The sequence below is a fragment of the Kitasatospora sp. CM 4170 genome, from assembly GCF_032110285.1.
GTDB lineage: Bacteria > Actinomycetota > Actinomycetes > Streptomycetales > Streptomycetaceae > Kitasatospora > Kitasatospora aburaviensis.
Map to the genome: position 1 here is coordinate 4,156,593 of NZ_CP134877.1, position 20,901 is coordinate 4,177,493.

27 protein-coding genes are annotated in these 20,901 nt (G+C 71.2%); 12 read left to right on the forward strand and 15 right to left on the reverse strand.

Annotated features, from left to right (window positions below; genetic code table 11):
• The first annotated feature begins 70 nt into the window (after nt 1-70).
• Entirely contained in the window at nt 71-466 is a 396-nt protein-coding gene (gene gcvH, locus RMN57_RS17460) for a glycine cleavage system protein GcvH (RefSeq protein ID WP_313764287.1), read from the forward strand.
• A 69-nt stretch (nt 467-535) separates the two neighbouring features.
• Here gcvH and RMN57_RS17465 read toward each other — a convergent pair whose 3' ends face one another.
• The gene (locus RMN57_RS17465) at nt 536-814 is read right to left on the reverse strand and encodes a type II toxin-antitoxin system RelE/ParE family toxin (protein ID WP_313764288.1); all 279 of its coding nucleotides are present in this window, start codon (nt 812-814) and stop codon (nt 536-538) included.
• A gap of 3 nt (nt 815-817) precedes the next feature.
• Entirely contained in the window at nt 818-1,099 is a 282-nt protein-coding gene (locus tag RMN57_RS17470; RefSeq protein WP_313764289.1) for a type II toxin-antitoxin system Phd/YefM family antitoxin, read from the reverse strand.
• Between the two features lie 108 nt (nt 1,100-1,207).
• Here RMN57_RS17470 and RMN57_RS17475 point away from each other — a divergent pair, with 108 nt between their 5' ends.
• Nucleotides 1,208-1,699: a GNAT family N-acetyltransferase gene (locus RMN57_RS17475; protein WP_313764290.1), complete on the forward strand. Its 492-nt coding sequence runs from the start codon at nt 1,208-1,210 to the stop codon at nt 1,697-1,699.
• A gap of 6 nt (nt 1,700-1,705) precedes the next feature.
• On the opposite strand, the gene RMN57_RS17480 is transcribed toward RMN57_RS17475, so the two are convergent.
• The 3 genes from RMN57_RS17480 to RMN57_RS17490 all read right to left on the reverse strand — a co-directional run bounded on the left by RMN57_RS17480 (nt 1,706) and on the right by RMN57_RS17490 (nt 4,100).
• Nucleotides 1,706-2,332 (reverse strand): DJ-1/PfpI family protein, encoded by a 627-nt coding sequence (locus tag RMN57_RS17480; RefSeq protein WP_313764291.1) that lies wholly within the window; start codon nt 2,330-2,332, stop codon nt 1,706-1,708.
• 88 nt (nt 2,333-2,420) lie between these two features.
• A complete protein-coding gene (locus RMN57_RS17485; RefSeq protein WP_313764292.1) occupies nt 2,421-3,272 on the reverse strand; it encodes a hypothetical protein in 852 nt (283 codons plus the stop codon).
• A 348-nt stretch (nt 3,273-3,620) separates the two neighbouring features.
• Nucleotides 3,621-4,100 (reverse strand): diadenosine tetraphosphate hydrolase, encoded by a 480-nt coding sequence (locus RMN57_RS17490; protein WP_313764293.1) that lies wholly within the window; start codon nt 4,098-4,100, stop codon nt 3,621-3,623.
• Between the two features lie 73 nt (nt 4,101-4,173).
• Here RMN57_RS17490 and cpt point away from each other — a divergent pair, with 73 nt between their 5' ends.
• From cpt to RMN57_RS17505, 3 genes are all read left to right on the forward strand, one after another.
• Nucleotides 4,174-4,707: a chloramphenicol phosphotransferase CPT gene (cpt, locus tag RMN57_RS17495; RefSeq protein WP_313764294.1), complete on the forward strand. Its 534-nt coding sequence runs from the start codon at nt 4,174-4,176 to the stop codon at nt 4,705-4,707.
• Between the two features lie 97 nt (nt 4,708-4,804).
• Nucleotides 4,805-5,176 (forward strand): type II toxin-antitoxin system RelE/ParE family toxin, encoded by a 372-nt coding sequence (locus tag RMN57_RS17500; RefSeq protein WP_313764295.1) that lies wholly within the window; start codon nt 4,805-4,807, stop codon nt 5,174-5,176.
• Nucleotides 5,177-5,482, forward strand: coding sequence for an XRE family transcriptional regulator (locus tag RMN57_RS17505; RefSeq protein WP_313764296.1), 306 nt, complete (start codon nt 5,177-5,179; stop codon nt 5,480-5,482).
• 91 nt (nt 5,483-5,573) lie between these two features.
• On the opposite strand, the gene RMN57_RS17510 is transcribed toward RMN57_RS17505, so the two are convergent.
• Entirely contained in the window at nt 5,574-5,702 is a 129-nt protein-coding gene (locus RMN57_RS17510; protein WP_313764297.1) for a DUF397 domain-containing protein, read from the reverse strand.
• 40 nt (nt 5,703-5,742) lie between these two features.
• Nucleotides 5,743-6,588 carry a helix-turn-helix transcriptional regulator gene (locus RMN57_RS17515; RefSeq protein ID WP_313764298.1) on the reverse strand — a complete coding sequence of 282 codons (846 nt, stop codon included), beginning with the start codon at nt 6,586-6,588 and terminating at the stop codon, nt 5,743-5,745.
• Between the two features lie 169 nt (nt 6,589-6,757).
• Between RMN57_RS17515 and RMN57_RS17520 the strand changes: the two genes are divergently transcribed.
• Nucleotides 6,758-7,399 (forward strand): DUF998 domain-containing protein, encoded by a 642-nt coding sequence (locus tag RMN57_RS17520; protein ID WP_380234370.1) that lies wholly within the window; start codon nt 6,758-6,760, stop codon nt 7,397-7,399.
• Nucleotides 7,400-7,447: 48 nt separating this feature from the next.
• Nucleotides 7,448-7,663, forward strand: coding sequence for a DUF4287 domain-containing protein (locus tag RMN57_RS17525; RefSeq protein WP_313764300.1), 216 nt, complete (start codon nt 7,448-7,450; stop codon nt 7,661-7,663).
• Between the two features lie 14 nt (nt 7,664-7,677).
• On the opposite strand, the gene mqnP is transcribed toward RMN57_RS17525, so the two are convergent.
• Both mqnP and RMN57_RS17535 read right to left on the reverse strand, forming a co-directional pair.
• Nucleotides 7,678-8,586 carry a menaquinone biosynthesis prenyltransferase MqnP gene (mqnP, locus tag RMN57_RS17530; protein ID WP_313767866.1) on the reverse strand — a complete coding sequence of 303 codons (909 nt, stop codon included), beginning with the start codon at nt 8,584-8,586 and terminating at the stop codon, nt 7,678-7,680.
• Nucleotides 8,583-10,040, reverse strand: a complete 1,458-nt coding sequence (locus tag RMN57_RS17535; RefSeq protein ID WP_313764301.1) for a menaquinone biosynthesis decarboxylase — start codon at nt 10,038-10,040, stop codon at nt 8,583-8,585. Before RMN57_RS17535 ends, mqnP begins: the two co-directional genes overlap by 4 nt.
• Nucleotides 10,041-10,149: 109 nt before the next feature.
• Here RMN57_RS17535 and RMN57_RS17540 point away from each other — a divergent pair, with 109 nt between their 5' ends.
• From RMN57_RS17540 to RMN57_RS17555, 4 genes are all read left to right on the forward strand, one after another.
• Nucleotides 10,150-10,554: a PLD nuclease N-terminal domain-containing protein gene (locus tag RMN57_RS17540; RefSeq protein WP_313764302.1), complete on the forward strand. Its 405-nt coding sequence runs from the start codon at nt 10,150-10,152 to the stop codon at nt 10,552-10,554.
• A gap of 437 nt (nt 10,555-10,991) precedes the next feature.
• A complete protein-coding gene (locus RMN57_RS17545; RefSeq protein WP_238863714.1) occupies nt 10,992-12,593 on the forward strand; it encodes an acyl-CoA carboxylase subunit beta in 1,602 nt (533 codons plus the stop codon).
• A gap of 55 nt (nt 12,594-12,648) precedes the next feature.
• Nucleotides 12,649-12,861, forward strand: coding sequence for an acyl-CoA carboxylase subunit epsilon (locus RMN57_RS17550; RefSeq protein WP_238863713.1), 213 nt, complete (start codon nt 12,649-12,651; stop codon nt 12,859-12,861).
• Nucleotides 12,862-13,065: 204 nt separating this feature from the next.
• Nucleotides 13,066-13,728 carry a ScbR family autoregulator-binding transcription factor gene (locus RMN57_RS17555; RefSeq protein WP_313764303.1) on the forward strand — a complete coding sequence of 221 codons (663 nt, stop codon included), beginning with the start codon at nt 13,066-13,068 and terminating at the stop codon, nt 13,726-13,728.
• A gap of 70 nt (nt 13,729-13,798) precedes the next feature.
• Here RMN57_RS17555 and RMN57_RS17560 read toward each other — a convergent pair whose 3' ends face one another.
• On the reverse strand, nt 13,799-14,398 hold the full coding sequence (locus RMN57_RS17560) for a ScbR family autoregulator-binding transcription factor (RefSeq protein WP_313764304.1): 600 nt from the start codon (nt 14,396-14,398) through the stop codon (nt 13,799-13,801).
• 349 nt (nt 14,399-14,747) lie between these two features.
• Between RMN57_RS17560 and RMN57_RS17565 the strand changes: the two genes are divergently transcribed.
• Nucleotides 14,748-15,788 carry a ScbA/BarX family gamma-butyrolactone biosynthesis protein gene (locus RMN57_RS17565; RefSeq protein WP_313764305.1) on the forward strand — a complete coding sequence of 347 codons (1,041 nt, stop codon included), beginning with the start codon at nt 14,748-14,750 and terminating at the stop codon, nt 15,786-15,788.
• Nucleotides 15,789-15,810: 22 nt separating this feature from the next.
• Here the strand turns inward: RMN57_RS17565 and RMN57_RS17570 are convergent, their stop codons facing one another.
• The 5 genes from RMN57_RS17570 to RMN57_RS17590 all read right to left on the reverse strand — a co-directional run bounded on the left by RMN57_RS17570 (nt 15,811) and on the right by RMN57_RS17590 (nt 20,681).
• Nucleotides 15,811-16,197, reverse strand: a complete 387-nt coding sequence (locus RMN57_RS17570) for a hypothetical protein (RefSeq protein ID WP_238863710.1) — start codon at nt 16,195-16,197, stop codon at nt 15,811-15,813.
• Nucleotides 16,198-16,338: 141 nt separating this feature from the next.
• Nucleotides 16,339-17,475 (reverse strand): c-type cytochrome biogenesis protein CcsB, encoded by a 1,137-nt coding sequence (ccsB, locus tag RMN57_RS17575; RefSeq protein WP_313764306.1) that lies wholly within the window; start codon nt 17,473-17,475, stop codon nt 16,339-16,341.
• A 3-nt stretch (nt 17,476-17,478) separates the two neighbouring features.
• Nucleotides 17,479-19,290, reverse strand: coding sequence for a cytochrome c biogenesis protein ResB (locus tag RMN57_RS17580; RefSeq protein ID WP_313764307.1), 1,812 nt, complete (start codon nt 19,288-19,290; stop codon nt 17,479-17,481).
• Between the two features lie 3 nt (nt 19,291-19,293).
• Entirely contained in the window at nt 19,294-20,067 is a 774-nt protein-coding gene (locus RMN57_RS17585) for a cytochrome c biogenesis CcdA family protein (RefSeq protein ID WP_380234958.1), read from the reverse strand.
• On the reverse strand, nt 20,064-20,681 hold the full coding sequence (locus RMN57_RS17590) for a TlpA disulfide reductase family protein (protein ID WP_313764308.1): 618 nt from the start codon (nt 20,679-20,681) through the stop codon (nt 20,064-20,066). Before RMN57_RS17590 ends, RMN57_RS17585 begins: the two co-directional genes overlap by 4 nt.
• Nucleotides 20,682-20,901: the final 220 nt, after the last annotated feature.

A 20,901-nucleotide genomic window follows, 5' to 3' on the forward strand; every position in this document is an offset into this window, starting at 1 on the left:
CTGCGGCAGGCTCTTTTCTCGCAGCTGACACACCGTCAGCCGACCCGCCCGGCGATCTCCGGAGGCCCCCATGGCGAACATCCCGACCGACCGCAAGTACACCAAGGACCACGAGTGGGTGGCGACCTCGGGGAAGGACACGGCCCGCGTGGGCATCACCGACTACGCACAGCGCCAGCTCGGCGACATCGTCTTCGTGGAACTCCCCAAGAAGGGGGACCGCTTCGAGATCACCGAGCCGTTCGGCAGCATCGAGTCGGTCAAGTCGGTCAGCGAGACCTACATGCCGCTCACGGGCACCGTCGCCACCGTGAACGAGGGCCTGCACGACGAGCCCGAGCAGGTCAACGACGACCCGTACGGCGACGGCTGGATGATCGAGATCACGTTCACCAAGCCCGCCGAGCTGAACGACCTGCTCACCGCCGCCCAGTACGAGGCGTACATCGCCCAGAGCGCCGATTAGCAGCACTCCCCGCCCTGCCCCGGGTCGGCCGCCACCCGGCCGACCCGGGCCCGGCCCGGCCGGCTCAGGTCAGAAGCGCCGGTAGACCTCGCGGCGATGCCCGGCAGCGAGGACCCACACGATGAGCCGGCCGTCCTCGATCGTGTAGACGATCCGGTAGTCGCCGACCCGCAGCCGCCACCGGGCATCGTGCCCCTGGAGCGGCTTGACGTCGAACGCTTCGACATCACCCGCGTCCAGCGCCCGCTGGAGTTCGGTGAGGCGATACATGATCCGAAGTGCATCGGCGCGCGGGATCTTCAGGAGGTCCCGCTGGCCGTGCGGAGTGAATCGCGTGACGTACCCCATGGCTCAGCCGTGCTGCGCCCGCAGCATGGCGGCCATCTCTTCCAGCGAGACCGAGCCTTCCGTCCCCTCGGCCTCCGCCTCGTCCGCCAGCTGGTTGAGCCAGGCGTCCTCGGCGTCGTCGGCGAGCCGGCTCAGACGCCGGTACTCGTCGATGTCGATCACCACAGCCTCTTGCTTGCCCCGCCTGGTGATGATGGTCGGCGTCTCGCCCCTACGAGCGCGGTCGATGACGTCCGCAAGGTGGCTCCGGACCTCGGCCATGGAGGCAATCACGGGCTCGCTCATGCAACCAATGTACGGGATGTACATCAGTTCGGCCTCCGGACCACCCGGTCGTCCCATGGCCGGGGGCCACAGGCAGCCGGACGACAGTGGTGTTCCTATGCTGGCGGGATGATCGCGATCAGGATTGAGCGGTTGCGGGCCGACCATGCGGACGCCCTGCTGGAGTTCGAGCGCGCGAACCGGGAGTACTTCGCCCGCTCGGTGCCCGACCGGGGAGACGGGTACTTCGCGTACTTCGCCGACCGGCACCGCGCCCTGCTGGCCGAGCAGGACGCCGGGACGTGCCACTTCCACCTCGTCCTGGACGAGGCCGGGTCGCTGCTCGGCCGGGTGAACCTGGTGGACGTCGAGGACGGCTCGGCCGAACTCGGCTACCGGATCGGCGAACGGGCCGCCGGCCGGGGCGTGGCCACGGCCGGCGTGCTGGAGGTCTGCCGGCTGGCGGCGGCCGAGTACGGGCTCTCCGCGCTCACCGCCGTGACCACCCTCGACAACCCGGCCTCCATGGCCGTGCTCCGCCGCACCGGCTTCACCGCCGTCGGCGAGGTCACGATCGACGACCGGCCGGGTGTCGGGTACCGGCGCGGCCTGCTCGGCTGAGCGGGCTCAGCCGGCGGCGAGCTCCCGGGCGCGGGCCACGACCTCGGGCGTCGCGGTGGCCAGGGATCCGCTGTCGTACGGCGGCTGGGGGTCGTACTCGGTGAAGAGCTGAATGGCCCTGGCGGTGAGTTCGTCGCTCAGCAGCGCGCACAGCCCCAGGGCCAGGTCGATACCGGCGGAGACCCCGGCCGAGGTGAGGATCTTGTCGTGCCGGACGACGCGTTCCGCGGTGTAGGTGGCACCGAACGTCTCCAGGTCGTCCATCGCCATCCAGTGGGTGGTCGCGGTGAGACCCTTGAGCAGCCCCGCCTTCCCGAGGATGAGCGCCCCGGTGCAGACCGAGGTGGTGAAGCGGGTCGTCTCGTGGATCCGGCGCACCCAGTCGATGAACTCCGTGTCGTTCAGCATCAGTCGCGCCCCCGCACCACCCGGGACGAGCAGCACGTCGCAGGACTCGATCTCCGAGTACCGGGTGCGCACGTCCACTTTCATGGCGCCCAGCACGTCGGCGACCCGCCCCGGTTCGGGGGCGACGAAGTGCACCCGGGCGCCGGGAACGTTCGCCAGGAGCTCGTACGGGCCGACGGCGTCGAGCGGTTCGAAGAGCCTGAAGAGTGGGATCACAATGTCCATGCCGGGGAGGCTAGGCGCGGGTTCGTGGACACGCCCGGGCACGCCCGGGCACGCGCGGCAAGTTCACGAGAACGGGTGCCGGGCCGCCTCAGCCCGGCACTCCCGGGGCCGGCCGGGGACCGCGCAGGGCGAGGCGGGCCCGGGCGACCCCGGCAGCCACCACGGCGGCCCCGCGCCCGACGGCGAGCGGCCTGGGTGCCAGGCCCGCACAGGCCCGGCAGATGCCGGGGCGGGGCACCGGATCGTGGCACCTGGCGCATTCGGCGTACCCGGCCCGGTGCGGCTCGGGGGTCGCCCGTTCGGGCGGCATCTTCCGCTCCAGGCGGCTGCGGAGCAGGCCGACCGGGGAGCTCACGGCCGGGGGCAGGCCGGGCAGCAGGGCCTGGGCCAAGTCGGCCTCGGTGGAGCCTCTCTGCAGCCACTCGGCGACGAGCGGCGCGAGGGCCGCCGCCTCGCGCGCCCCGAGCCGCAGGCGCGGCTCGGGGCGGATCACCCGGAACAGCAGGGCGACCGCGGCGGCGGTCTGCGGATCGGGCGACTCGGCCGGGAGGGTGGGTTCTTGTTCCGGGTTCTTTACGGGAGGGGTGACAGGGGCGCCACCCTCCGGCCCACCGACGTCCGGAGGGGTGTCACCCGGCGACCGGCGGGGCTGGGGCGTGTCGTAGACGTGGGCCTCCGAGCGGAGGGTGCCGTCGGGCATCCGGATCAGCTCGACGCGGTAGTAGCCCGCCTCGGTGAGCTCCTTGAGGGTCCGTCGGACGGTCCCGCGCCCGTGCGGGCTGGAGTCGGCGATCTGCCGTCCGTCCTCGCGCCAGCCGTCGGGCCGGGAGAGCAGGTCGGCCAAGAGGCCGCGGGCGGTGAAGCTGAGCCGGCGGTCCTGCAGCAGGACGTTCGGAAGGACGGAGAATCCGCGCGCGTGCGCGCTACGATGAATCTGCATGGGGAGTGTTCGCTCCTGATGCCAGACCCCGGGGTGTTGGCGCACCGCTGGGGTCTTCTTCTTTTCTGCTTACGTCGCGGACCGTAACACGGCCATAACGCAGCGCGGTAGTCGGTCTGCGAAACAGTCAACTCCTCGCCAAAGGCAGCAAATTGTGGCCACGAACGGTCCCGCGGATCCGACTCGACAGATCAGATGTCAGCTTCTCGGTGAGGATCTTCGCCACTACCAGGACGACCACGGCGCCTTCACCGACGAAGAGCTGACTCAGGCCCGCGCAGAGATCTTCGGCCCCAAAGGTCCGACGCCTCCGACGAACCCCTCCTGACCCAGCCAGTCGAGATCCCGTCAGCGCAGGGCGTCGAGCTCTGCGGTGATGGCGGCGCGGATGGCGTCGTGCTGCGGGGCAAGGGCGTACTGCTCGTCGCGCCAGTGGTCCGGCGAGTAGAGCCAGACCGGCATCTGCACGAGGTCCCCCGGCTCCCACTCGAAGCGGGGCCAGACGTGGGCGTGCAGGAAGGGGTCCTTGTTGCCGAGGATCTCCAGGTTCACCCGACGGAAGGCCGGATCGGCGGCCCGGCAGGCGCGTTCGACGGCCTCGCCGAGCCGGTCCAGGTCCGCGAGGTAGGCCAGTCGGCGCGAGCGGGGCAGGTCGGAGAGCCGTTCGACGCCGGGCTCGTCGGTGAGCAGGATCGAGTACCCGGGCAGGAACTGGACGTCCCCGATCACGGCGAACCCGGCGTCGAGGCGGCGCATGACGGTCGGGTTCTCGCCGCGAAGGGCACTGCCGATCCGGTCCGAGCGGAAGTCGGTGGTGTTGTCGATCATGCGGCCGATGCTAGTGCCGCGGCTTTCCGAAAACCGCTTCGGACGGACCGGCGCCCGCCTCTACGGTGACCTGGTGACGACTCAAGTGATCGTGCTGAACGGTGGATCGAGCTCCGGCAAGTCCGGGATCGTCCGGTGTCTCCAGGCAGTCCTGCCGGATCCGTGGCTCGCGGCGGCGATCGACTCGCTGATCGAGATGATGCCGGCCTCCATGCAGGCCTCGGACTTGGGGATCGAGATCGCCGACGACGGCGCTGTGGCCGTCGGATCGACGTTCCGCGAGCTGGAGGCCGCCTGGATGGCAGGGGTCGCCGCGATGGCCCGGGCAGGCGCCCGGATCATCGTCGACGACGTGTTCCTCGGCGGAGCGGAATCCCAGGCACGCTGGCGGGAGGTCCTCGACGGCCTGGACGTGCTGTGGGTCGGTGTCCGGTGCGAGAGCGCGGTGGCCGCGGGCCGCGAGATCGCCCGCGGGGACCGGACCTCGGGCATGGCCGCCCAGCAGGCCCCGATCGTCCACGAGGGCGTGGTCTACGACCTGGAGGTGGACACCACCCACACCGAGTCCCTGGACTGCGCCCGAGCCATCGCCACCCGGGTGAGGTGAGCAGACACGCCAACGCGCTCGATGCAGTCGCCTTGCCAGTGCCACAGCACCAGGGAATAATTTGCAGCGCATATAGCTTGTAGCGCATAATCGACCCGTGGCATGGGAAGTCTCGTTACACGACGCAGTCGACTCCTGGTTCGTCCGACTCAGCCAAGATGAGCCGGAGATCGCCGACCAGGTAGCAGCGGCCATCGACAAGCTCGAAGCCGATGGCCCCACCCTCGGTCGCCCCCTGGTCGACCGGATCAAGCAGTCGAAGCACCACAACATGAAAGAGCTGCGGCCTCGCACCGACGGCGAGACCGAGATCCGCATCCTGTTCGCTTTCGACCTTGAGCGCGAAGCCATCCTCTTGGTGGCCGGCGACAAGACCGGCACCTGGAACAAGTGGTACGACGAGAACGTCCCAGTCGCCGACGCCCGATTCGACGAGCACCTCAAGAGACTCAACGAAGGTGAGAAGTAGATGGCCAGGTCCTGGAAAGAGGTCCGGCCCGAGGTTGTCACTGATGAAGCCCGGGTCGCCACGCACCGCGCCAAGCTCGACGCCGAGGTCCGCGCATACCGTCTCGCGGAGATCCGCAAGGAGCAGGCACTCACCCAGGTTGAGGTCGCCGCGATCATCGGCGTGACCCAGCCGAATGTGTCCCGGCTGGAGAAGGGCGAACTCGACAGCGCAGCGCTGGCCACGATCCGCGCCTACGTGGAGGCCCTGGGAGGCAGGCTTCGCCTGGTTGCCGATTTCGGCGACCGCCAGCTCGTCATCCAGTAACGCAAACGCATCTGACAGGCCCCGCCCCAGCTCGCCGGGGCGGGGCCTGTGTTCGACCGGCCGCCTCAAGATCGGAGCAAGGGCTATCAGGTCAGACGGTGCCGAACTCGCCGTCGACGGCTGCGGTCACGAAAGCCTGCCAGGCGGCCGGGGTGAAGCGGAGGCGCGGGCCCTCGGGGTCCTTGGAGTCACGAACCGAACCCGGGCGGGCGTCGTCCACCTCAATGCAGTTGCCACCACTTCCGCCGCTGTAACTACTCTTACGCCACTTCTCGGTCCGGTGCATTCGCGTAGTCCTCCGCCGCCGAGTCGATCAGGGCCAGGGACACCTTCGGCGACAGCGCGGCGGCCCTGACGAGATCGTAGGCCAGCGCGCATTCGGCCACCGTTGACGGGTTGTCGACCAACTGCCCTGAGTAAGGCCCTTCGACGTACGCCACGGGCGGCGCCTCTTCGAACGTCATCAGGCATAGCGAACCCTCCATCAAGGCATGTGCCCCAGCCGAGAACGGGACCACCTGAATCAGGGCCTTTCTGCTCAGAACCAGCTCGGCCAAGTGCCTGAGCTGCCCGAACATCACAGCGGACCCGCCGACCGGTCGGCGGAGTACCGACTCATCGAGAACAGCCCAGTACAAGGGAGCGTTGGCGCGATCGAGGATCTCCGATCGCGCCACTCGCGCAGCGACCAGGGCCTCGGCGTCCGCTGCCTTCCGAAGCGGGTCGGCCGACTCGAAGACCGCCCGCGCGTAGTCCGGCGTCTGCAGCAATCCCGGAACGAGGAGCGGACCGAACTCGCTGATTGACTGCGCCGACGCCTGAAGTTCGGCAGCGTCCGCGAAGAAGTCCGGGTAGCGGGACGCCTTCCGCACCATCTGATACACCCGCAGGAAGTGCCCGTCCGTCTTGAGCGCCTCGTCCAACCGCTTCGACAGGTCCTCCTGCGGCTTCCGCACCGCCACTTCCATCTGCCCGATGTAGCCGCCCGAGCAGAAGACCAGCTGCCCCAGAGCCTCCTGGCTCAGGCCGGCCAGCTCGCGGAGGCGCCGCAGCTCCGCGCCGTAGTACGCGCGGGGCGAGTGCGAGGGGTCGTGCTCGACAGCCATGCCATGCTCCTTCAAGGAACCGGTGTTTGGGCTTCCAGGCCGCCCACAGTAGCCAGCGCCCGCGAGGCTCGGAGCACAAACGGCGATAGTGGGCTTGTCACACCAGTGCGTGACCCAGATCACATCCTCGCCACCGATGAGTTCCGCCCACTCCCCCGGTCTTACCGGCATGACCAACACGCTCACCGCCGCCCCGCTCGCCGCCGCCCCCGCGACCCGGACCCTCCTCACCGCGGGCGCCCTCGCCGGCCCGCTGTTCCTCACCGCGGGCCTCCTCCAGGGCCTCGCCCGCGAGGGCTTCGACTTCTCCCGCAACGCCATCAGCCAGCTCGCCCTCGGGGACGCCGGCTGGATCCAGACCGCGAACTTCCTCCTCGCCGGCATCCTGGTCCTCGCCGGCGCCGCCGGCCTCCACCAGGCCCTGCGCAACCGCCCCGGCGGCACCTGGGCGCCCCGGCTGATCGCGGTGTTCGGCGCGTCGTTCCTGCTCAGCTCGGCCTTCGAGGCCGACCCCGGGGCCGGCTTCCCCGTCGGCGCCCCCGAGGACCGGGTGACCGAGCTGAGCGCCCACGGCACCGTCCACATGGTCGGCGGCTCGGTCGGCTACCTCGCGCTCTGCGCCGCGTTCCTCGTCCTCGCCCGGCACTTCGCGGCCACCGGCCGCCGCGGCTGGGCGATCGCCTCCCGCCTGATGCCGCTCGGCGTGCTGGCCGGCTTCGCCGGCTCCGGCGCCACCGTCATGGCCTTCACCGCCGGTGCGGCGCTCGGACTCGCCTGGCTGAGCACTGTCGCCGTCCGGCTCTCTGCGTGAGAATCACCCCCAGCAAGATCGAACTGACGAACCGACAGGAGCGCCACCGTGAGCACCGACGCCGCCGCCAAGGGCCCCGCCAGCTACTTCCCGTCCATCGAGAAGAAGTACGGCCAGCCGATCGCGCACTGGAAGGAGCTGATCCGCTCCTCCCCGCTCACCAAGCACATGGAGCTCGTGGCCTGGCTCAAGGCCGAGCACGGCCTCGGCCACGGACACGCGAACGCCCTCGTCAAGCACACGCTCGACGAGGGCGCCAAGTAGCCGCGCGGGGAGGCTCAGATCCCCAGGCCGCGCACGACCAGGTCGACCAGCGCGAAGAAGAACAGCGAGATCCCGACGAACCCGTTCGTCTGGAAGAACGCCCGGTTCAGCTTCGACAGGTCGTTCGGCTTCACGATGGTGTGCTCGTAGACGAAGGCGCCGGCCACGACGGCGAGGCCGATCCAGAACGCGACGCCGGCGCCGGTCAGCACCGCGTACCAGCCGAGCAGCAGCGTGGTGAGCACGTGGCAGACGCGTGCTCCCCACACCGCCGCCGGGATGCCGAAGCGGGCCGGCACCGAGCGCACGCCGCCCTCGCGGTCCGACTCGACGTCCTGGCAGGCGTAGATCAGGTCGAAGCCGCCGATCCAGATCCCGACCGCCGCGCCGAGCACGACCGCGTCCCAGGACCACGAGCCGGTGACGGCCAGCCAGGCGCCGACCGGGCCCATCGCCTGGGCCAGGCCGAGGATCGCCTGCGGGAAGTCGGTGAACCGCTTGCCGTAGGGGTAGACCACCATCGGCACCACGGCGACCGGCGCGAGCGCCAGGCAGAGCGGGTTCAGCAGGGCGGCCGCGCCCAGGAAGACGACCAGCGCGATCGCCGAACCGACGTACGCGGTCTTCACCGCGACGGCGCCGGTCACCAGCTCGCGCCCGGCGGTGCGCGGGTTCCGGGCGTCGATCTCGCGGTCGATGATCCGGTTGGCGGCCATCGCGAAGGTCCGCAGGCCGACCATGCAGACGGTGACGATGAACAGCTCGCCCCAGTGCACCCGCTCGTCGGCGAGGTACATCGCGGTGAGCGCGGCGATGTAGGCGAAGGGCAGGGCGAAGATCGAGTGCTCGATCATCACCAGCCGCAGGAAGGCCTTGACCTTGCCGGGCGGGACCTCGGGGAGGGCGGCGGCGGTGCTCATCAGAGCCCGTACTCCTTCCAGCGGCGGTCGACCAGGGCGGCCGTGGCCGGGTCGGAGGAGACCATCTCGGGCCAGCCGCCGTCCCGGGTGTAGCCCTCCTCGGGCAGCTTGCGGGTGGCGTCGATGCCCGCCTTGCCGCCCCAGAACTGCTGGTAGGAGGCGTGGTCGAGGTGGTCGACCGGGCCCTCGACGACGGTGAGGTCACGGCTGTAGTCGACGTTGCCGAACGCCCGCCAGGCAACTTCCTGGTAGTCGTGGACGTCGCAGTCCGAGTCCACCACGATGATCAGCTTGGTCAGCGACATCATGTGCGCGCCCCAGATCGCGTGCATCGTCTTCTGGGCGTGCTTGGGGTACTTCTTGTCGATCGAGACGATCACGCAGTTGTGGAAGCCGCCGGCCTCGGGCAGGTCGTAGTCGACGATGTCCGGGATGATCACCTTCAGCAGCGGCAGGAAGAACCGCTCGGTGAACTTGCCCAGCGGGCCGTCCTCCGTCGGCGGGCGGCCGACCACGATGGACTGCAGGATCGGGCGGCGCCGCATCGTCACGCAGTCGATCTTCAGCGCCGGGAACGGCTCCTGCGGCGTGTAGAAGCCGGTGTGGTCGCCGAACGGCCCCTCGGGCAGCATCTCGCCGGGCTCCAGCCAGCCCTCCAGGACCACCTCGGCGTCGGCCGGGACCTGCAGCGGCACGGTCTTGCAGTCGACCATCTTCACCCGCTCGCCCGCGACGAAGCCGGCGAAGAGGTACTCGTCGATGTCGCCGGGCAGCGGGGCCGTGGCGGCGTAGGTGACGGCCGGCGGGCAGCCGAAGGCGATCGCGACCGGCAGCCGCTCGCCGCGCTTGGCGGCGACCGCGTAGTGGTTGCGGCTGTCCTTGTGGATCTGCCAGTGCATGCCGATGGTCCGGCGGTCGTGCCGCTGGAGCCGGTACAGGCCGAGGTTGCGGACGCCGGTGTCCGGGTCCTTGGTGTGGGTGAGGCCGAGGTTGAAGAAGGAGCCGCCGTCCAGCGGCCAGGTGAAGAGGGCCGGCAGCTCGTCCAGGTTGACGTCCTCGCCGGTGAGCACGACCTCGTGCACCGGGGCGTCGGTGGACTTCACGTGCTTCGGCGGCACGTGGGCCATCGAGGCGAGCTTGCCGAAGGCGTCCCGGAAGCCGGTGAAGCCCTGCGGCAGCTCGGGCTTCAGCAGCCCGGCGATCTTGTCGGCGATGTCGTCCGGCCCCTTGAGGCCGAGCGCCTTGGCGAGCCGCTGCTCGGTGCCGAAGACGTTCATCGCCAGCGGCATCGAGGAGCCCTTGACGTTCTCGAACAGCAGGGCCGGGCCCTTGGCCTTCTGCACCCGGTCGACGATCTCGCCGATCTCCAGATGAGGGTCCACCTCGGCCTTGATGCGCTTGAGATCGCCCTCGCGGTCGAGGGCCCGCAGAAACGAACGGAGATCGTCGTATGCCATGCCAGTCAGTATCCGCCACCCGATAGCCTGGCTCGGTCAAGGGCCCCCGTCGAAGCCGTCCGCCGGTTCGCGGCGCCCGCCGCCACCGCCGCCGGGGGAGATCGCCGCCGTGCTGAGGATTCTGACCTTCGTACTCCCGCTCGCCCTCTGGGTCTGGGCGTTCATCGACTGCCTGACCACGCCCGAAGAAGAGGTGAAGCACCTCCCCAAGGTGGTCTGGGTGATCATCGTGCTGCTCTTCCCGCTGGTCGGCTCGATCGCCTGGCTGGTGGCCGGCAAGCAGCGCGGCGCCCTGCAGGCCGGCCCGGCGGGCCGCACCGCCGGCTACCCCGAGTACGAGCGCCCGCGCGGCGGCCGGCCGCTCGCGCCGGACGACGACCCGGAGTTCCTCGCCTCGTTGAAGAAGGACAACAACAGGCACGAGGACATGCTCAAGCAGTGGGAGGCCGACCTGCGCCGCCGCGAGGAGGAGCTGCGGGGCAAGGACGAGCCGGAGGACGGTCGCAAGAGCTGAGCCCTCCCTCGGACGGCCCACTCGGGTGCTCCCGGGTGGGCCTCGGTGTTTTTGGCGCTTCCCTACGACTGATCGGCGCCCGGAGCCGCTCCGGGCCGCCCAGCACACTCCGCTGAAGTCCGGCTATCAACCCCCTTGAGGCCCCCCGTCCGGCCTCCCGCCCGCCCGCTCTGACCTGCACGTTTCCTTCCGCTCAGATCATCGGACCGCCACTCGGGCGACAGCTGCGGGTAATCGAACGGACACTGTCCGATCACGACGCCCGCCCGCGGTTTCTGTGCAGCCCTGACATCTAAACGGACGCGACCTTGTACGGAATCGACGCCGAAACCAGCGCCGCGCCCCTCGTACAGTCATAAGTGAAGAAGTGATTCGCAGCCGGGGGCAATGCAGACGTTGGCTGTCGGACAGTTCCCTCACCCTTGGAGTGGTTCGAGATGACGGTTGTGCATGAGGCGCCGGTCGGCGACGAGATCCCCGAGATCCCGGCCGACGCCCACGGGCGGGTCGCCGAGCTGCACGAACTGCGCGACCAGGTCCGCCGGGGCCCGAGCGAGAAGGCCACCGAGGCCCAGCACGCCAAGGGCAAGCTGACCGCTCGTGAGCGCATCGAGCTGCTGCTCGACGAGGGTTCGTTCCGCGAGGTGGAGCCGCTGCGGCGACACCGCGCCACCGGCTTCGGCCTGGAGGCGAAGAAGCCGCACACCGACGGCGTCGTCGTCGGCTGGGGCACCGTGCACGGCCGCACGGTCTTCACCTACGCGCACGACTTCCGGATCTTCGGCGGCGCGCTGGGCGAGGCCCACGCGCAGAAGATCCACAAGATCATGGACATGGCCATCGCGGCCGGTGCGCCGCTGGTCTCGCTGAACGACGGCGCCGGCGCCCGCATCCAGGAGGGCGTCACCGCCCTGGCCGGCTACGGCGGCATCTTCCAGCGCAACACCCGGGCCTCCGGCGTCATCCCGCAGATCTCGGTGATGCTCGGCCCGTGCGCCGGCGGCGCCGCGTACTCGCCGGCCCTCACCGACTTCGTGTTCATGGTCCGCGAGACCTCGCAGATGTTCATCACCGGCCCGGACGTGGTCCAGGCCGTGACCGGCGAGAAGATCAGCCAGAACGGCCTCGGCGGCGCCGACGTCCACTCCGGGGTCTCCGGCGTCTCGCACTTCGCCTACGACGACGAGCAGTCCTGCATCGAGGAGGTCCGCTACCTCCTCTCGCTGCTGCCCCAGAACAACCGCGAGATGCCGCCGACCGTCGTCAACGACGACCCGGTGGACCGCCGCAACGACGCGCTGCTCGACCTGGTGCCGGTCGACGGCAACCGCCCGTACGACATGCGCAAGGTGATCGAGGAGATCGTCGACCACGGCGAGTACCTGGAGGTCCACGAGCGCTGGGCCACCAACGTGCTCTGCGTGCTGGCGCGGATCGACGGGCACGTCACCGGCATCATCGCCAACCAGCCGCAGTCGCTGGCCGGCGTGCTCGACATCAACGCGAGCGAGAAGGCCGCGCGCTTCGTCCAGATGTGCGACGCCTTCAACATCCCGCTGGTCACCATGCTCGACGTCCCCGGCTTCCTGCCCGGCGTCGACCAGGAGCACGACGGCATCATCCGGCACGGCGCCAAGCTGCTGTACGCGTACTGCAACGCCACCGTGCCGCGGATCCAACTGATCCTGCGCAAGGCCTACGGCGGCGCGTACATCGTGATGGACTCCCGCTCGATCGGCGCGGACCTCTCGTTCGCCTGGCCGACCAACGAGATCGCCGTCATGGGCGCCGAGGGCGCCGCCAACGTGATCTTCCGCCGCGACATCAACGGCGCCGAGGACCCCGAGGCGATGCGCGCCCAGAAGATCAAGGAGTACAAGACCGAGCTGATGCACCCGTACTACGCGGCCGAGCGCGGCCTCGTGGACGACGTCATCGACCCCGCCGAGACCCGCCAGGTCCTGGCCTCCTCGCTCGCCATGCTCCGCACCAAGCACGCCGACCTGCCGAGCCGCAAGCACGGCAACCCGCCCATGTAGCACCGCAGTTCTGCTGACCATTCACCAGAAACGTGCCGGGGGAGAAACCAACACCATGACCGCTTCCGCCGAACCTCTCGTCCGCGTCGTCCGCGGCTCGCTCTCCGACGAGGAGCTCGCCGCCCTGACCGCCGTGCTGATGGCCCGTGCCGCGGCCGCCCAGCAGGCCGCAGCCGCCGTGGCGCCGGTCGAGCCGATCGCCAACTGGCACCGCCTGGAGCGCCGTCCGGCGTACTTCTCGCCGGTCAGCTGGCAGCAGGCCGCCTGACGCCCCGCAGCATCCGACCGACGGCCGGCCACCCCCTCCGGGTGGCCGGCTGTCGCCGTTCCCGGCGCCGGCGGGCTCCTCGCACACCGGTCCGGTGACGGTCGGCTCGGTAGAATACCTACTGGACGGTATGCGATTCCCCGCCCCGTCGGCCCCCGTAGGATCGGCCGCCGCCGAGTACGAGAGCAATCCAGGGAGGCTGCGATGGCCAGGCAGGCCCGGGCACTGGCAACGCGCCAGGCGGTACTCCTCGCCGCGGCCGAGGTGTTCGACGAGCGCGGCTACGCGGCCGCCACCATGTCGGAGATCCTGGAGCGGGCCGGCGTCACCAAGGGCGCGCTGTACTTCCACTTCGGCTCCAAGGAGGAGCTCGCGCTCGCGGTGATCGAGGGCCAGGGCGCCTGGCTCGCCACCTGGCGGCCGACCTCGGACAGCCCGGTGCAGACCCTGATCGACCTCGGCTACGCGTTCGCCCACGCCCTGGTGGACGACCCGATGGTGCGCGGCAGCATCCGGCTGACCATCGAGCACGGCAGCTTCACCCAGCCGCAGATCGCCGCCTACCAGCGCTGGTCGGACGCGGCGCGCGCACTGCTGGAGCAGGCCCGCGACGCGGGCGACCTGCACCCCGGTCTGGACCCGGCGGCCGCCGCCGGGGTGATCACCGGCGCGGTCACCGGGATCCAGCTCAGCTCGCAGGTGCTGACCGGCCGTCGCGACCTGCTGCAGCGGATGGCCGACCTCTGGACGATGCTGCTGCCCGGGCTGGTCCAGCCGCACGCGCTGGCCCGGATCAGCGTGGCCGAGCGGGCACCGGGCGGCGGCCCCGGGCAGGCGCCCACCCCGGCCGCGGGCACCGGCGACTGAGCCGGGCTCAGGTGGGGTCGGCCGGGCCTCGGGTGCGGCAGGCCCGGACTCGGGTGCGGCCGACCGGGTCTCAGGTGCGGTAGGCGGAACAGCGGTCGGCCGGCACCAGCGCGGGGAGGGCCGCGGCCCAGAGGCCGCGTACCGCCTCCGGCCGCAGCCGGCCGGCGTCCTCGGGGGCGAACAGCACCAGGCCGGCCGCCAGGGTGGTGAGCAGGTCGGCGGCCTGCCGCAGGTCCACCCCGGGGTGCAGCTCACCGGCGTCCGCCGCGCGGTCCAGCAGGCGGCGGAACACCTCGGTGAGGCTCCGCCAGGCGGCCCCGGCCCCGAACCGGGCGCCCTGGCCGAGCTGGACGCCGGCCCGCACCAGCACGTCCTCGCGCAGCAGCCGGGCCAGCTCGTGCGAGAAGTCGATCAGGCCCTGGAGGGCCGGGCCGCCGGCCCGCCGGGCGCGCAGCGCGGCCGAGCCGATCTCGCGCGCGGCCGCCGCGCGGACGCCGTCGGCCAGCGCCTGCTTGGAGACGAAGTGGAAGTAGAGCGCGCCCTTGCTGACGCCCGCCCGGCGGCTGATGTCCACCAGGTTGGCCGCTTCGAAGCCGGCCTCCGCGAACGCGTCCGCCGCGGCGAGCAGCACGGCCTGCCTCGTCCTCCCCGCACGTTCCTGCTTGACCACTGGCCCCTCCGGCCTCGGCCTCGGCGAGATCCCGGCTCGCCCGGCTGCTGTCAGGGCGCCGCCGTCGGTGGCGCGACGCCTCGCATGCGGACGGCCCGCCCGAAACCGCATGGTTGGTATCTAATCTAGCTCCTCGCTCTCCCCCGCCGTCCAGCGGGGATCGACCCCCGCCCAAGGTCCGGCATCGCCCGCCCGGACGTTCCCGCAGGCCGGTGCGCGGGTAACGTGATCACGCCGAGGTCCCGGCAGCGGGGACCCCACTCGCCACAGGCAAACCGGTTGGTTTGTATGTTTTGTGAGGGGGCCGCCGGCGCGGCCGGTCGACCGAGACCCGGGAGTGGGGCCAGCCATGCCAGCGATCGCAGAACCGGATGCTGACGGTCCGTATTTTCATACCGTCGCCGGATACGACTTCCACGACCGGACCGTCTCCCGCCACCTGGTCCACCGCTCCTCCGTCTCTGAAGTCCTCATCACCGGCTGGCAGTCCACCGGCCCCTACGACTTCCTGCTCGGCGCCCAGTGGCCCCGGCTGCACGGCTTCTACCGGCTGCCCGGCGACCGCCACCACGACCCGGTGCTGATGGCCGAGACCGTCCGGCAGGCCGCGCTGCTGATCGGGCACGTCGGCTTCGGCGTGCCCCGCGGGCACCACTTCGCACTGGACGAGCTCTGCTACTCCCTCGGCCCGGACGGGCTGGACGGGCTCGCCATCGCCGGCGCCCCCGCCTCCCTGATGCTCCGGGCGAGCTGCCAGGACGTCCGGATGCGGCACGGGCGGCTGGCCTCGCTGCGGGTGCACGTCGAGGTCGAGCGGGACGGCCGCCCGGTCGGCCGTGCCGCCGTCCAGCTCCGGGCGCTCTCCCCCGCCGCGTACGCCCGGCTGCGCGAGCCCGCCCGGCGTCCGGCGGCGCCCTGGCTCCCGCCCGCCTGCACCAAGCCCCAGATGGCCGGCCGCGAACAGGCCGCCGACGTCGTGCTCGGACCGTCGCCGGTGCCGGGCAGCTGGCTGCTGCGCGCCGACGCCGGCCACCCGGTGCTCTCCGAACCGACCCTGGACCACGTACCCGGCATGGTCGTCCTGGAGGCCGCCCGGCAGGCCGCCCAGCGGCTGCGCCACCCCGATCCGGTGGTGCCGGTGGAGCTGGTGTCGTCGTTCAGCGGCTTCATCGAGCTGGACCGGCCGTGCCTGGTGCGGGCCGTCCGGGAGTCGCGGATCGCCGCCGGGGCCGGGGCGGACGGCCCGTCCGTGCCGGTCCGGGTCCTGCTGACGCAGGAAGGCCGGACGGTGGCCGAGTGCCGGCTGCTGACCGCCCCGGCCGACGGCGGCGCCGCCGACCGGCGGCCGGCAGGCCCGGACCGCGATCCGGGCCTGCCGCTCGCCTGCTGAGACCGACGGAGCCCCGCCCGGGTCAGGCCGCGACCAGCGCGGCCGGCCGACCGGCGTGCATCACGCTGAGGTTGGCGGCCAGCCGGCTCGGGTCCTGGGCCAGCCAGAGCCGCAGGGCGGCGCCGAGCATGGCGCTGGCCGACCCGACCCGGACCTGGGTGACCTGGGCGATCCGGGCCGCGCCCGGGACGAGCAGGTCGGCCAGCGGCGTCGGCAGCCAGACCGTCAGGGCGCACGGCGCGGGGGCCGCGAGCGCGCCCAGCAGGCGGAAGGCGTCCGCCTGCGTACTGAGTGTGGGGATGATGTCCAGCAGGCCGTCCGCCACGACCTCGGAGACGTCGCTGCGGTGCCCCTGGGCGAGCCGGCGGAGCAGCGTGCGCTCGGCGGCGGTGATTCGGACGGTCAGCATGACCTCGTCGCACTCCATTGCGCGATTTCCTCCTCGTTCCTCCCCGTGCCGGCTCGGGTTGGCCGGCACGAACTACCCCTGTCACACCTCGGCCCGGCTTCCGATCTGCGGAGCGCCGGGCCGGAGCGTGGTGTGCCCGGGTCAGATCCCCGCGTAGGAGTGCTTTCCCGTGACGAAGATGTTCACGCCGTAGTAGTTGAAGAGCCAGCAGGCGAACGCGGCCAGCGCCAGGTAGGCGGCCTTGCGTCCCTTCCAGCCGGCGGTGGCGCGGGCGTGCAGGTAGCAGGCGTAGGCGACCCAGGTGATGAACGACCAGGTCTCCTTCGGGTCCCACTCCCAGTACTTGCCCCAGGCGGCCTCGGCCCAGATCGCGCCCGCGATGATGGTGAAGGTCCAGAGCGGGAAGACCAGCGCGTTGATCCGGTAGGAGAGCTTGTCCAGGGTCGACGCGGCCGGCAGGCGGCGCCAGATGGACGGCGAGGTGCCCAGCGGGCCGGTGGCCAGGCCGGCCGCCATCCGCTTGTCGAAGGAGTCCTTGCCCAGGTAGAGCAGGGTGGCGATGAACGCCGCGTAGAAGGCGCCGCCGCAGACGATCGCGGTGGAGACGTGGATCGCCAGCCAGTACGAGTGCAGCGCCGGGACGAGCTGCTCGGACTCGGTGTACAGCACCGAGACCGCGACGCCGAGGGTCAGCAGGACGGCCAGGGTGACCGGCAGCCCGAGCCAGCGGACCTTCTTCCGGGAGGCCAGCAGGCCGAGGTAGGCGGTGGCCATCGCCAGCGCGAAGGCGCAGGAGAACTCGTACATGTTGCCCCACGGCCAGCGGGAGACCGAGAGGCCGCGGGTGAGCACGCCGCCCGCGTGCAGCATGACCGCGAGCACGGTCAGCGAGACCGCGATCCGGCCGGCCAGGTCGGCCCGCTCGCTGGTGCCGGCGGCACCCGGGCCGTCCGTCTCCTCCTCGCCGCGGCCGCCGGTGACCACGGTCGCGCCCTCGCCCGCCAGGGCGGTCCGGGTGAGCGTGGTGGTGCCCCCGCCCGCCGAGGCGACCGTGACGGTGACCTTCTTGGCGTTCTTGGCGTTCGCGGCCCCGGCCGCGGCGACCGTCGCGGCCAGGCCGGCCTGCTCGGTCGAGCGGACGGCGACGGCGCCCTTGCTGCCGAACGTCCACTCGAACATGTGGGCGAACATGGCGATCAGGTAGACGGCCATGGCCGAATAGATCAGCTTGTTGGAGAGGTCGGCCAGCTGGGGGTCGACCGCCGAGGCGAGTTGCACCGTCTACTCCTTGGACTTCTGGTCGGCGGGGACTGCGGGCTGTGCGGGCTCTGCGGGCTGCGCGGACTCCGGGGCGGCCGGGGCCGCGTCGGGCTCGGGGGTGGCGGGCGCGTCCTCGGCGGCGGGCGCGTCCCCGGTGACGGGCTCGTCCCCGGGGACGGGCGCGTCCGGGTCGTCGACCGCGGGCGCGTCGTCCTGGAGGTCCACCGCCAGTTCGGCCAGCTCCTCGGCGATCTTCGCCGACTCGCTGCGGGCCAGACCGGCCAGCTCCACCTGGGTGCCGCCGCCCGGCAGGGCCACGGCGCGCACCCAGATCCGGCGGCGCTGCACGAACAGCGAGCCGATCAGGCCGAGGATCGCCAGCACACCACCGACCAGGGCGATCTCGTTGCCCGGGCGGTGCGAGATGTTGAAGCTGGCCCACTGCTTGTAGCCGTCGAAGGTGACGGTGCCGTAGCCGTCCGGCAGGGTCCAGCCCTGGCCCACCTTCAGCCGGACCTTGGCGGGCTGGCCGTCCTGCTGGAGCTGGGTGAGGTTCTTGGTGTTGAGCTGGTAGACGTTCTGCGGCAGTCCGGAGTCGGTGCCGAGGTCGCCCGCGAAGGCGTTCAGCACCAGCGCCGGGTCGGCGTCGCCGGGGAAGAGCGAGCGCGGGCCGGTGTTCGCGTCGAACGCCACCGGGGCGGTCGGCAGGAAGAAGCCGGAGAAGCCCATCTGGGTCTTCTTGCCGTCCTTGTCGCCGTAGTCGGAGACCTTGACGACGCCGGTGGAGGTGAGGTTGCCGTCCTGCGGCAGGAAGGGCGTCGCACCGGAGTAGACGACCTCGCCGGCGGCGTTGCGCACGGTGACCACCGGGGCGTAGCCGTGGCCGATCAGGTAGACCTTGCTGCCGCCGATCTCCAGCGGGTGGTTGACCTCGATCGTGCCCCGCTTGAGCTTCTCCGCGTCGCTGCCGGCGTAGTACTCGACGTTCGCGGTGAACTGCCGGGCCGCGCCGATCTGGTCGCCCTTGCTCTGGAAACGCGCCGTGAAGCCGTTCAGCTTCAGGTAGAAGGGGTCGAGGTCCTGGCTGGAGTAGAACCGCGAACCGGTGAAGTCGTCCAGCTGGGTGATGGTGTTGGAGTAGCCCTCGCCCGCGACCATCAGCTTGCCGCCGGTGCCGCTGGCCAGGCTCGCCCAGGCGAAGCCGCCGAGCAGTGCGAACAGCGACAGGTGGAAGACCAGGTTGCCGACCTCGCGCAGGTAGCCCTTCTCCGCGGCCACCGAGCCGCCGGCCAGGTTCGCCCGGAACCGGCGCTTGCGCAGCAGCCGGTACGCGGCGGCGTTGACCGTCTCGGCGTCGGCGTCGGTGCGCCAGGCCGCGTGGACCGGCATCCGGGTCAGGTTGCTCGGCGCGGCCGGCGGCTGGGCCCGCAGCACACCGACGAACTGCCAGGTGCGCGGGACGATGCAGCCGGCCAGCGAGACGAAGAGCAGGATGTAGATCGCCGAGAACCAGACCGAGCTGTAGACGTCGAACAGCTGGAGCTTCTCGTAGACCGGCGCGACCGTGGTGTGCTGCGCCTTCCAGGTCTCGACCTTGAACTGGTTCTGGCCGTTCTGCGGGATCAGCGATCCGGGGATGGCGGCCAACGAGAGCAGGAAGAGCAGGATCAGCGCGACCCGCATCGAGGTCAGCTGGCGCCACACCCAGCGCAGCCAGCCGAGCACGCCGATGCCGACGGGGCCGTCCGACTCGGTCGGCGCGGTGGTCAGCCGCTCGGCCGCGTCCTCGACCGCCTCCGGGGGCAGCTCGGTATCGGTCGTGGTCTTGCTCACGGGTCAGATTCCGATCTGGAAGTCGGCGGTCCAGGACTGCATCTCGTTCACCATGGAGTCCCAGGCCCCGGTGACCAGCAGCAGACCGACCGCGACGAGCATGCCGCCGCCGATCCGCATGACGAGCGGGTAGTGCCGCTTGACCCAGCCGAAGGCGCCCAGCGCCCGGCGGAAGGCCAGTGCGGCCACGACGAACGGTACGCCCAGCCCCAGGCAGTAGGCGGTCATCAGCAGCGCCGCGCGGCCCGCGTCGGCCTCGTTGAGCGCGAGGTTCTGGACGGCGGACAGCGTCGGGCCGAGGCAGGGCGTCCAGCCGACACCGAAGACCACGCCCAGCATCGGCGCGCCCAGCAGGCCGACCGCCGGGCGGCGGTGCGAGCGCAGCTCGCGCATGCTCAGGCCGGGCACCAGCCCCATGAAGGCAAGGCCCATCACGACGGTCAGCGCGCCGAGCACGATCGAGATGACCCGCTTGTGCTCCTGCAGCGTCGAGCCGAAGTAGCCGAAGAGCGCGCCGCCGGAGACGAAGACGGCGGTGAAGCCGAGGATGAAGAGCAGCGCCCCGGCCAGCATCCGGCCGCGCCGCGCGCCGCGCGCGTCGGCGAGGTCGGCGGCGGAGAAGCCGGTGACGTACGAGAGGTAGCCCGGGACGAGCGGCAGCACGCAGGGCGAGAAGAAGGAGGCCAGGCCGGCCACCAGGGCGATCGGCGCGGCGATCATCAGCGCCCCGCTCTGGATGGTCCCGGTGGTGTCGGCCAGCTGCAGCGCGGCACTCACTGCTTCTGCTCCGCCAGCACCGGCTGGAGCACCGACTCCAGGGCGTCGTCGGTCTGGCCGCCGACGGCCCGGGCGGCGAGCTTGCCCTCGCGGTCGACCACGATGGTGGTCGGGACGGACTGCGGGTTGAGGCTGCCCTTGGGGAACTTCAGCAGCTGGGTGCCGGCCGGGTCGTAGAGGCTGGGGAAGGTGACGCCCTTCTCCTGCTCGAAGCGGACGGCGTTGGTGATCTCCGGGTCCCGGGTGTTGATGCCGAGGAACTGGACGCCCTGGTCCTTGTACTTCTCCCAGACGCGCTGCAGGTCGTCCGCCTCGGCCCGGCACGGACCGCACCAGGAGCCCCAGACGTTCAGGACGACGACCTTGCCGCGGTAGTCGGCGAGCTTGACCGGGGTTCCCTCCAGGGTGCTGCCGGAGAGGTCCGGCGCGTCCTGGCGGTGGCCCACCTCGGCCTTGGAGATGTTGCTGCCCTTGGCGCTGACGAAGCCGATCTGGCCGTCACCGCTGCCCGACGAGCCCGAGGAGGAGCAACCGGTGAGGGCGAGCGCAGCGGCGGCGGCGGTGGCGGCGGCAGCTGCGGCGACACGGGGACGGGGGCGCGCCATGGCAGACATGTGAAAAGTTTCGCATGGAGTCCCGGGCAGGTTCGGGGGGGTCCTGCCTTGCGCGTCGCACCCCCTCTGACCTGCGGTTGGGCCGGACCACCCGGTGGCGGTCCGAGTGATCCGGCCCATACTTACGCACGGCTTACGCACACACGGGCGTGCCGTTCGCACGCGGCTCCGGTGCGCACGCGGCTCCGGTGCGCACGCGGCTCCGGTGCGCAGGCGGCTC

Excerpts from the sequence above, each read along its gene's own strand:
- gcvH (WP_313764287.1), top strand. The coding sequence starts at position 71 with ATGGCGAACATCCCGACCGACCGCAAGTACACCAAGGACCACGAGTGG.
- RMN57_RS17465 (WP_313764288.1), bottom strand. The coding sequence starts at position 814 with ATGGGGTACGTCACGCGATTCACTCCGCACGGCCAGCGGGACCTCCTG.
- RMN57_RS17470 (WP_313764289.1), bottom strand. The coding sequence starts at position 1,099 with ATGAGCGAGCCCGTGATTGCCTCCATGGCCGAGGTCCGGAGCCACCTT.
- RMN57_RS17475 (WP_313764290.1), top strand. The coding sequence starts at position 1,208 with ATGATCGCGATCAGGATTGAGCGGTTGCGGGCCGACCATGCGGACGCC.
- RMN57_RS17480 (WP_313764291.1), bottom strand. The coding sequence starts at position 2,332 with ATGGACATTGTGATCCCACTCTTCAGGCTCTTCGAACCGCTCGACGCC.
- RMN57_RS17485 (WP_313764292.1), bottom strand. The coding sequence starts at position 3,272 with ATGCAGATTCATCGTAGCGCGCACGCGCGCGGATTCTCCGTCCTTCCG.
- RMN57_RS17490 (WP_313764293.1), bottom strand. The coding sequence starts at position 4,100 with ATGATCGACAACACCACCGACTTCCGCTCGGACCGGATCGGCAGTGCC.
- RMN57_RS17505 (WP_313764296.1), top strand. The coding sequence starts at position 5,177 with ATGGCCAGGTCCTGGAAAGAGGTCCGGCCCGAGGTTGTCACTGATGAA.
- RMN57_RS17515 (WP_313764298.1), bottom strand. The coding sequence starts at position 6,588 with ATGGCTGTCGAGCACGACCCCTCGCACTCGCCCCGCGCGTACTACGGC.
- RMN57_RS17520 (WP_380234370.1), top strand. The coding sequence starts at position 6,758 with ATGACCAACACGCTCACCGCCGCCCCGCTCGCCGCCGCCCCCGCGACC.
- RMN57_RS17535 (WP_313764301.1), bottom strand. The coding sequence starts at position 10,040 with ATGGCATACGACGATCTCCGTTCGTTTCTGCGGGCCCTCGACCGCGAG.
- RMN57_RS17545 (WP_238863714.1), top strand. The coding sequence starts at position 10,992 with ATGACGGTTGTGCATGAGGCGCCGGTCGGCGACGAGATCCCCGAGATC.
- RMN57_RS17550 (WP_238863713.1), top strand. The coding sequence starts at position 12,649 with ATGACCGCTTCCGCCGAACCTCTCGTCCGCGTCGTCCGCGGCTCGCTC.
- RMN57_RS17555 (WP_313764303.1), top strand. The coding sequence starts at position 13,066 with ATGGCCAGGCAGGCCCGGGCACTGGCAACGCGCCAGGCGGTACTCCTC.
- RMN57_RS17565 (WP_313764305.1), top strand. The coding sequence starts at position 14,748 with ATGCCAGCGATCGCAGAACCGGATGCTGACGGTCCGTATTTTCATACC.
- RMN57_RS17570 (WP_238863710.1), bottom strand. The coding sequence starts at position 16,197 with ATGCTGACCGTCCGAATCACCGCCGCCGAGCGCACGCTGCTCCGCCGG.
- RMN57_RS17590 (WP_313764308.1), bottom strand. The coding sequence starts at position 20,681 with ATGTCTGCCATGGCGCGCCCCCGTCCCCGTGTCGCCGCAGCTGCCGCC.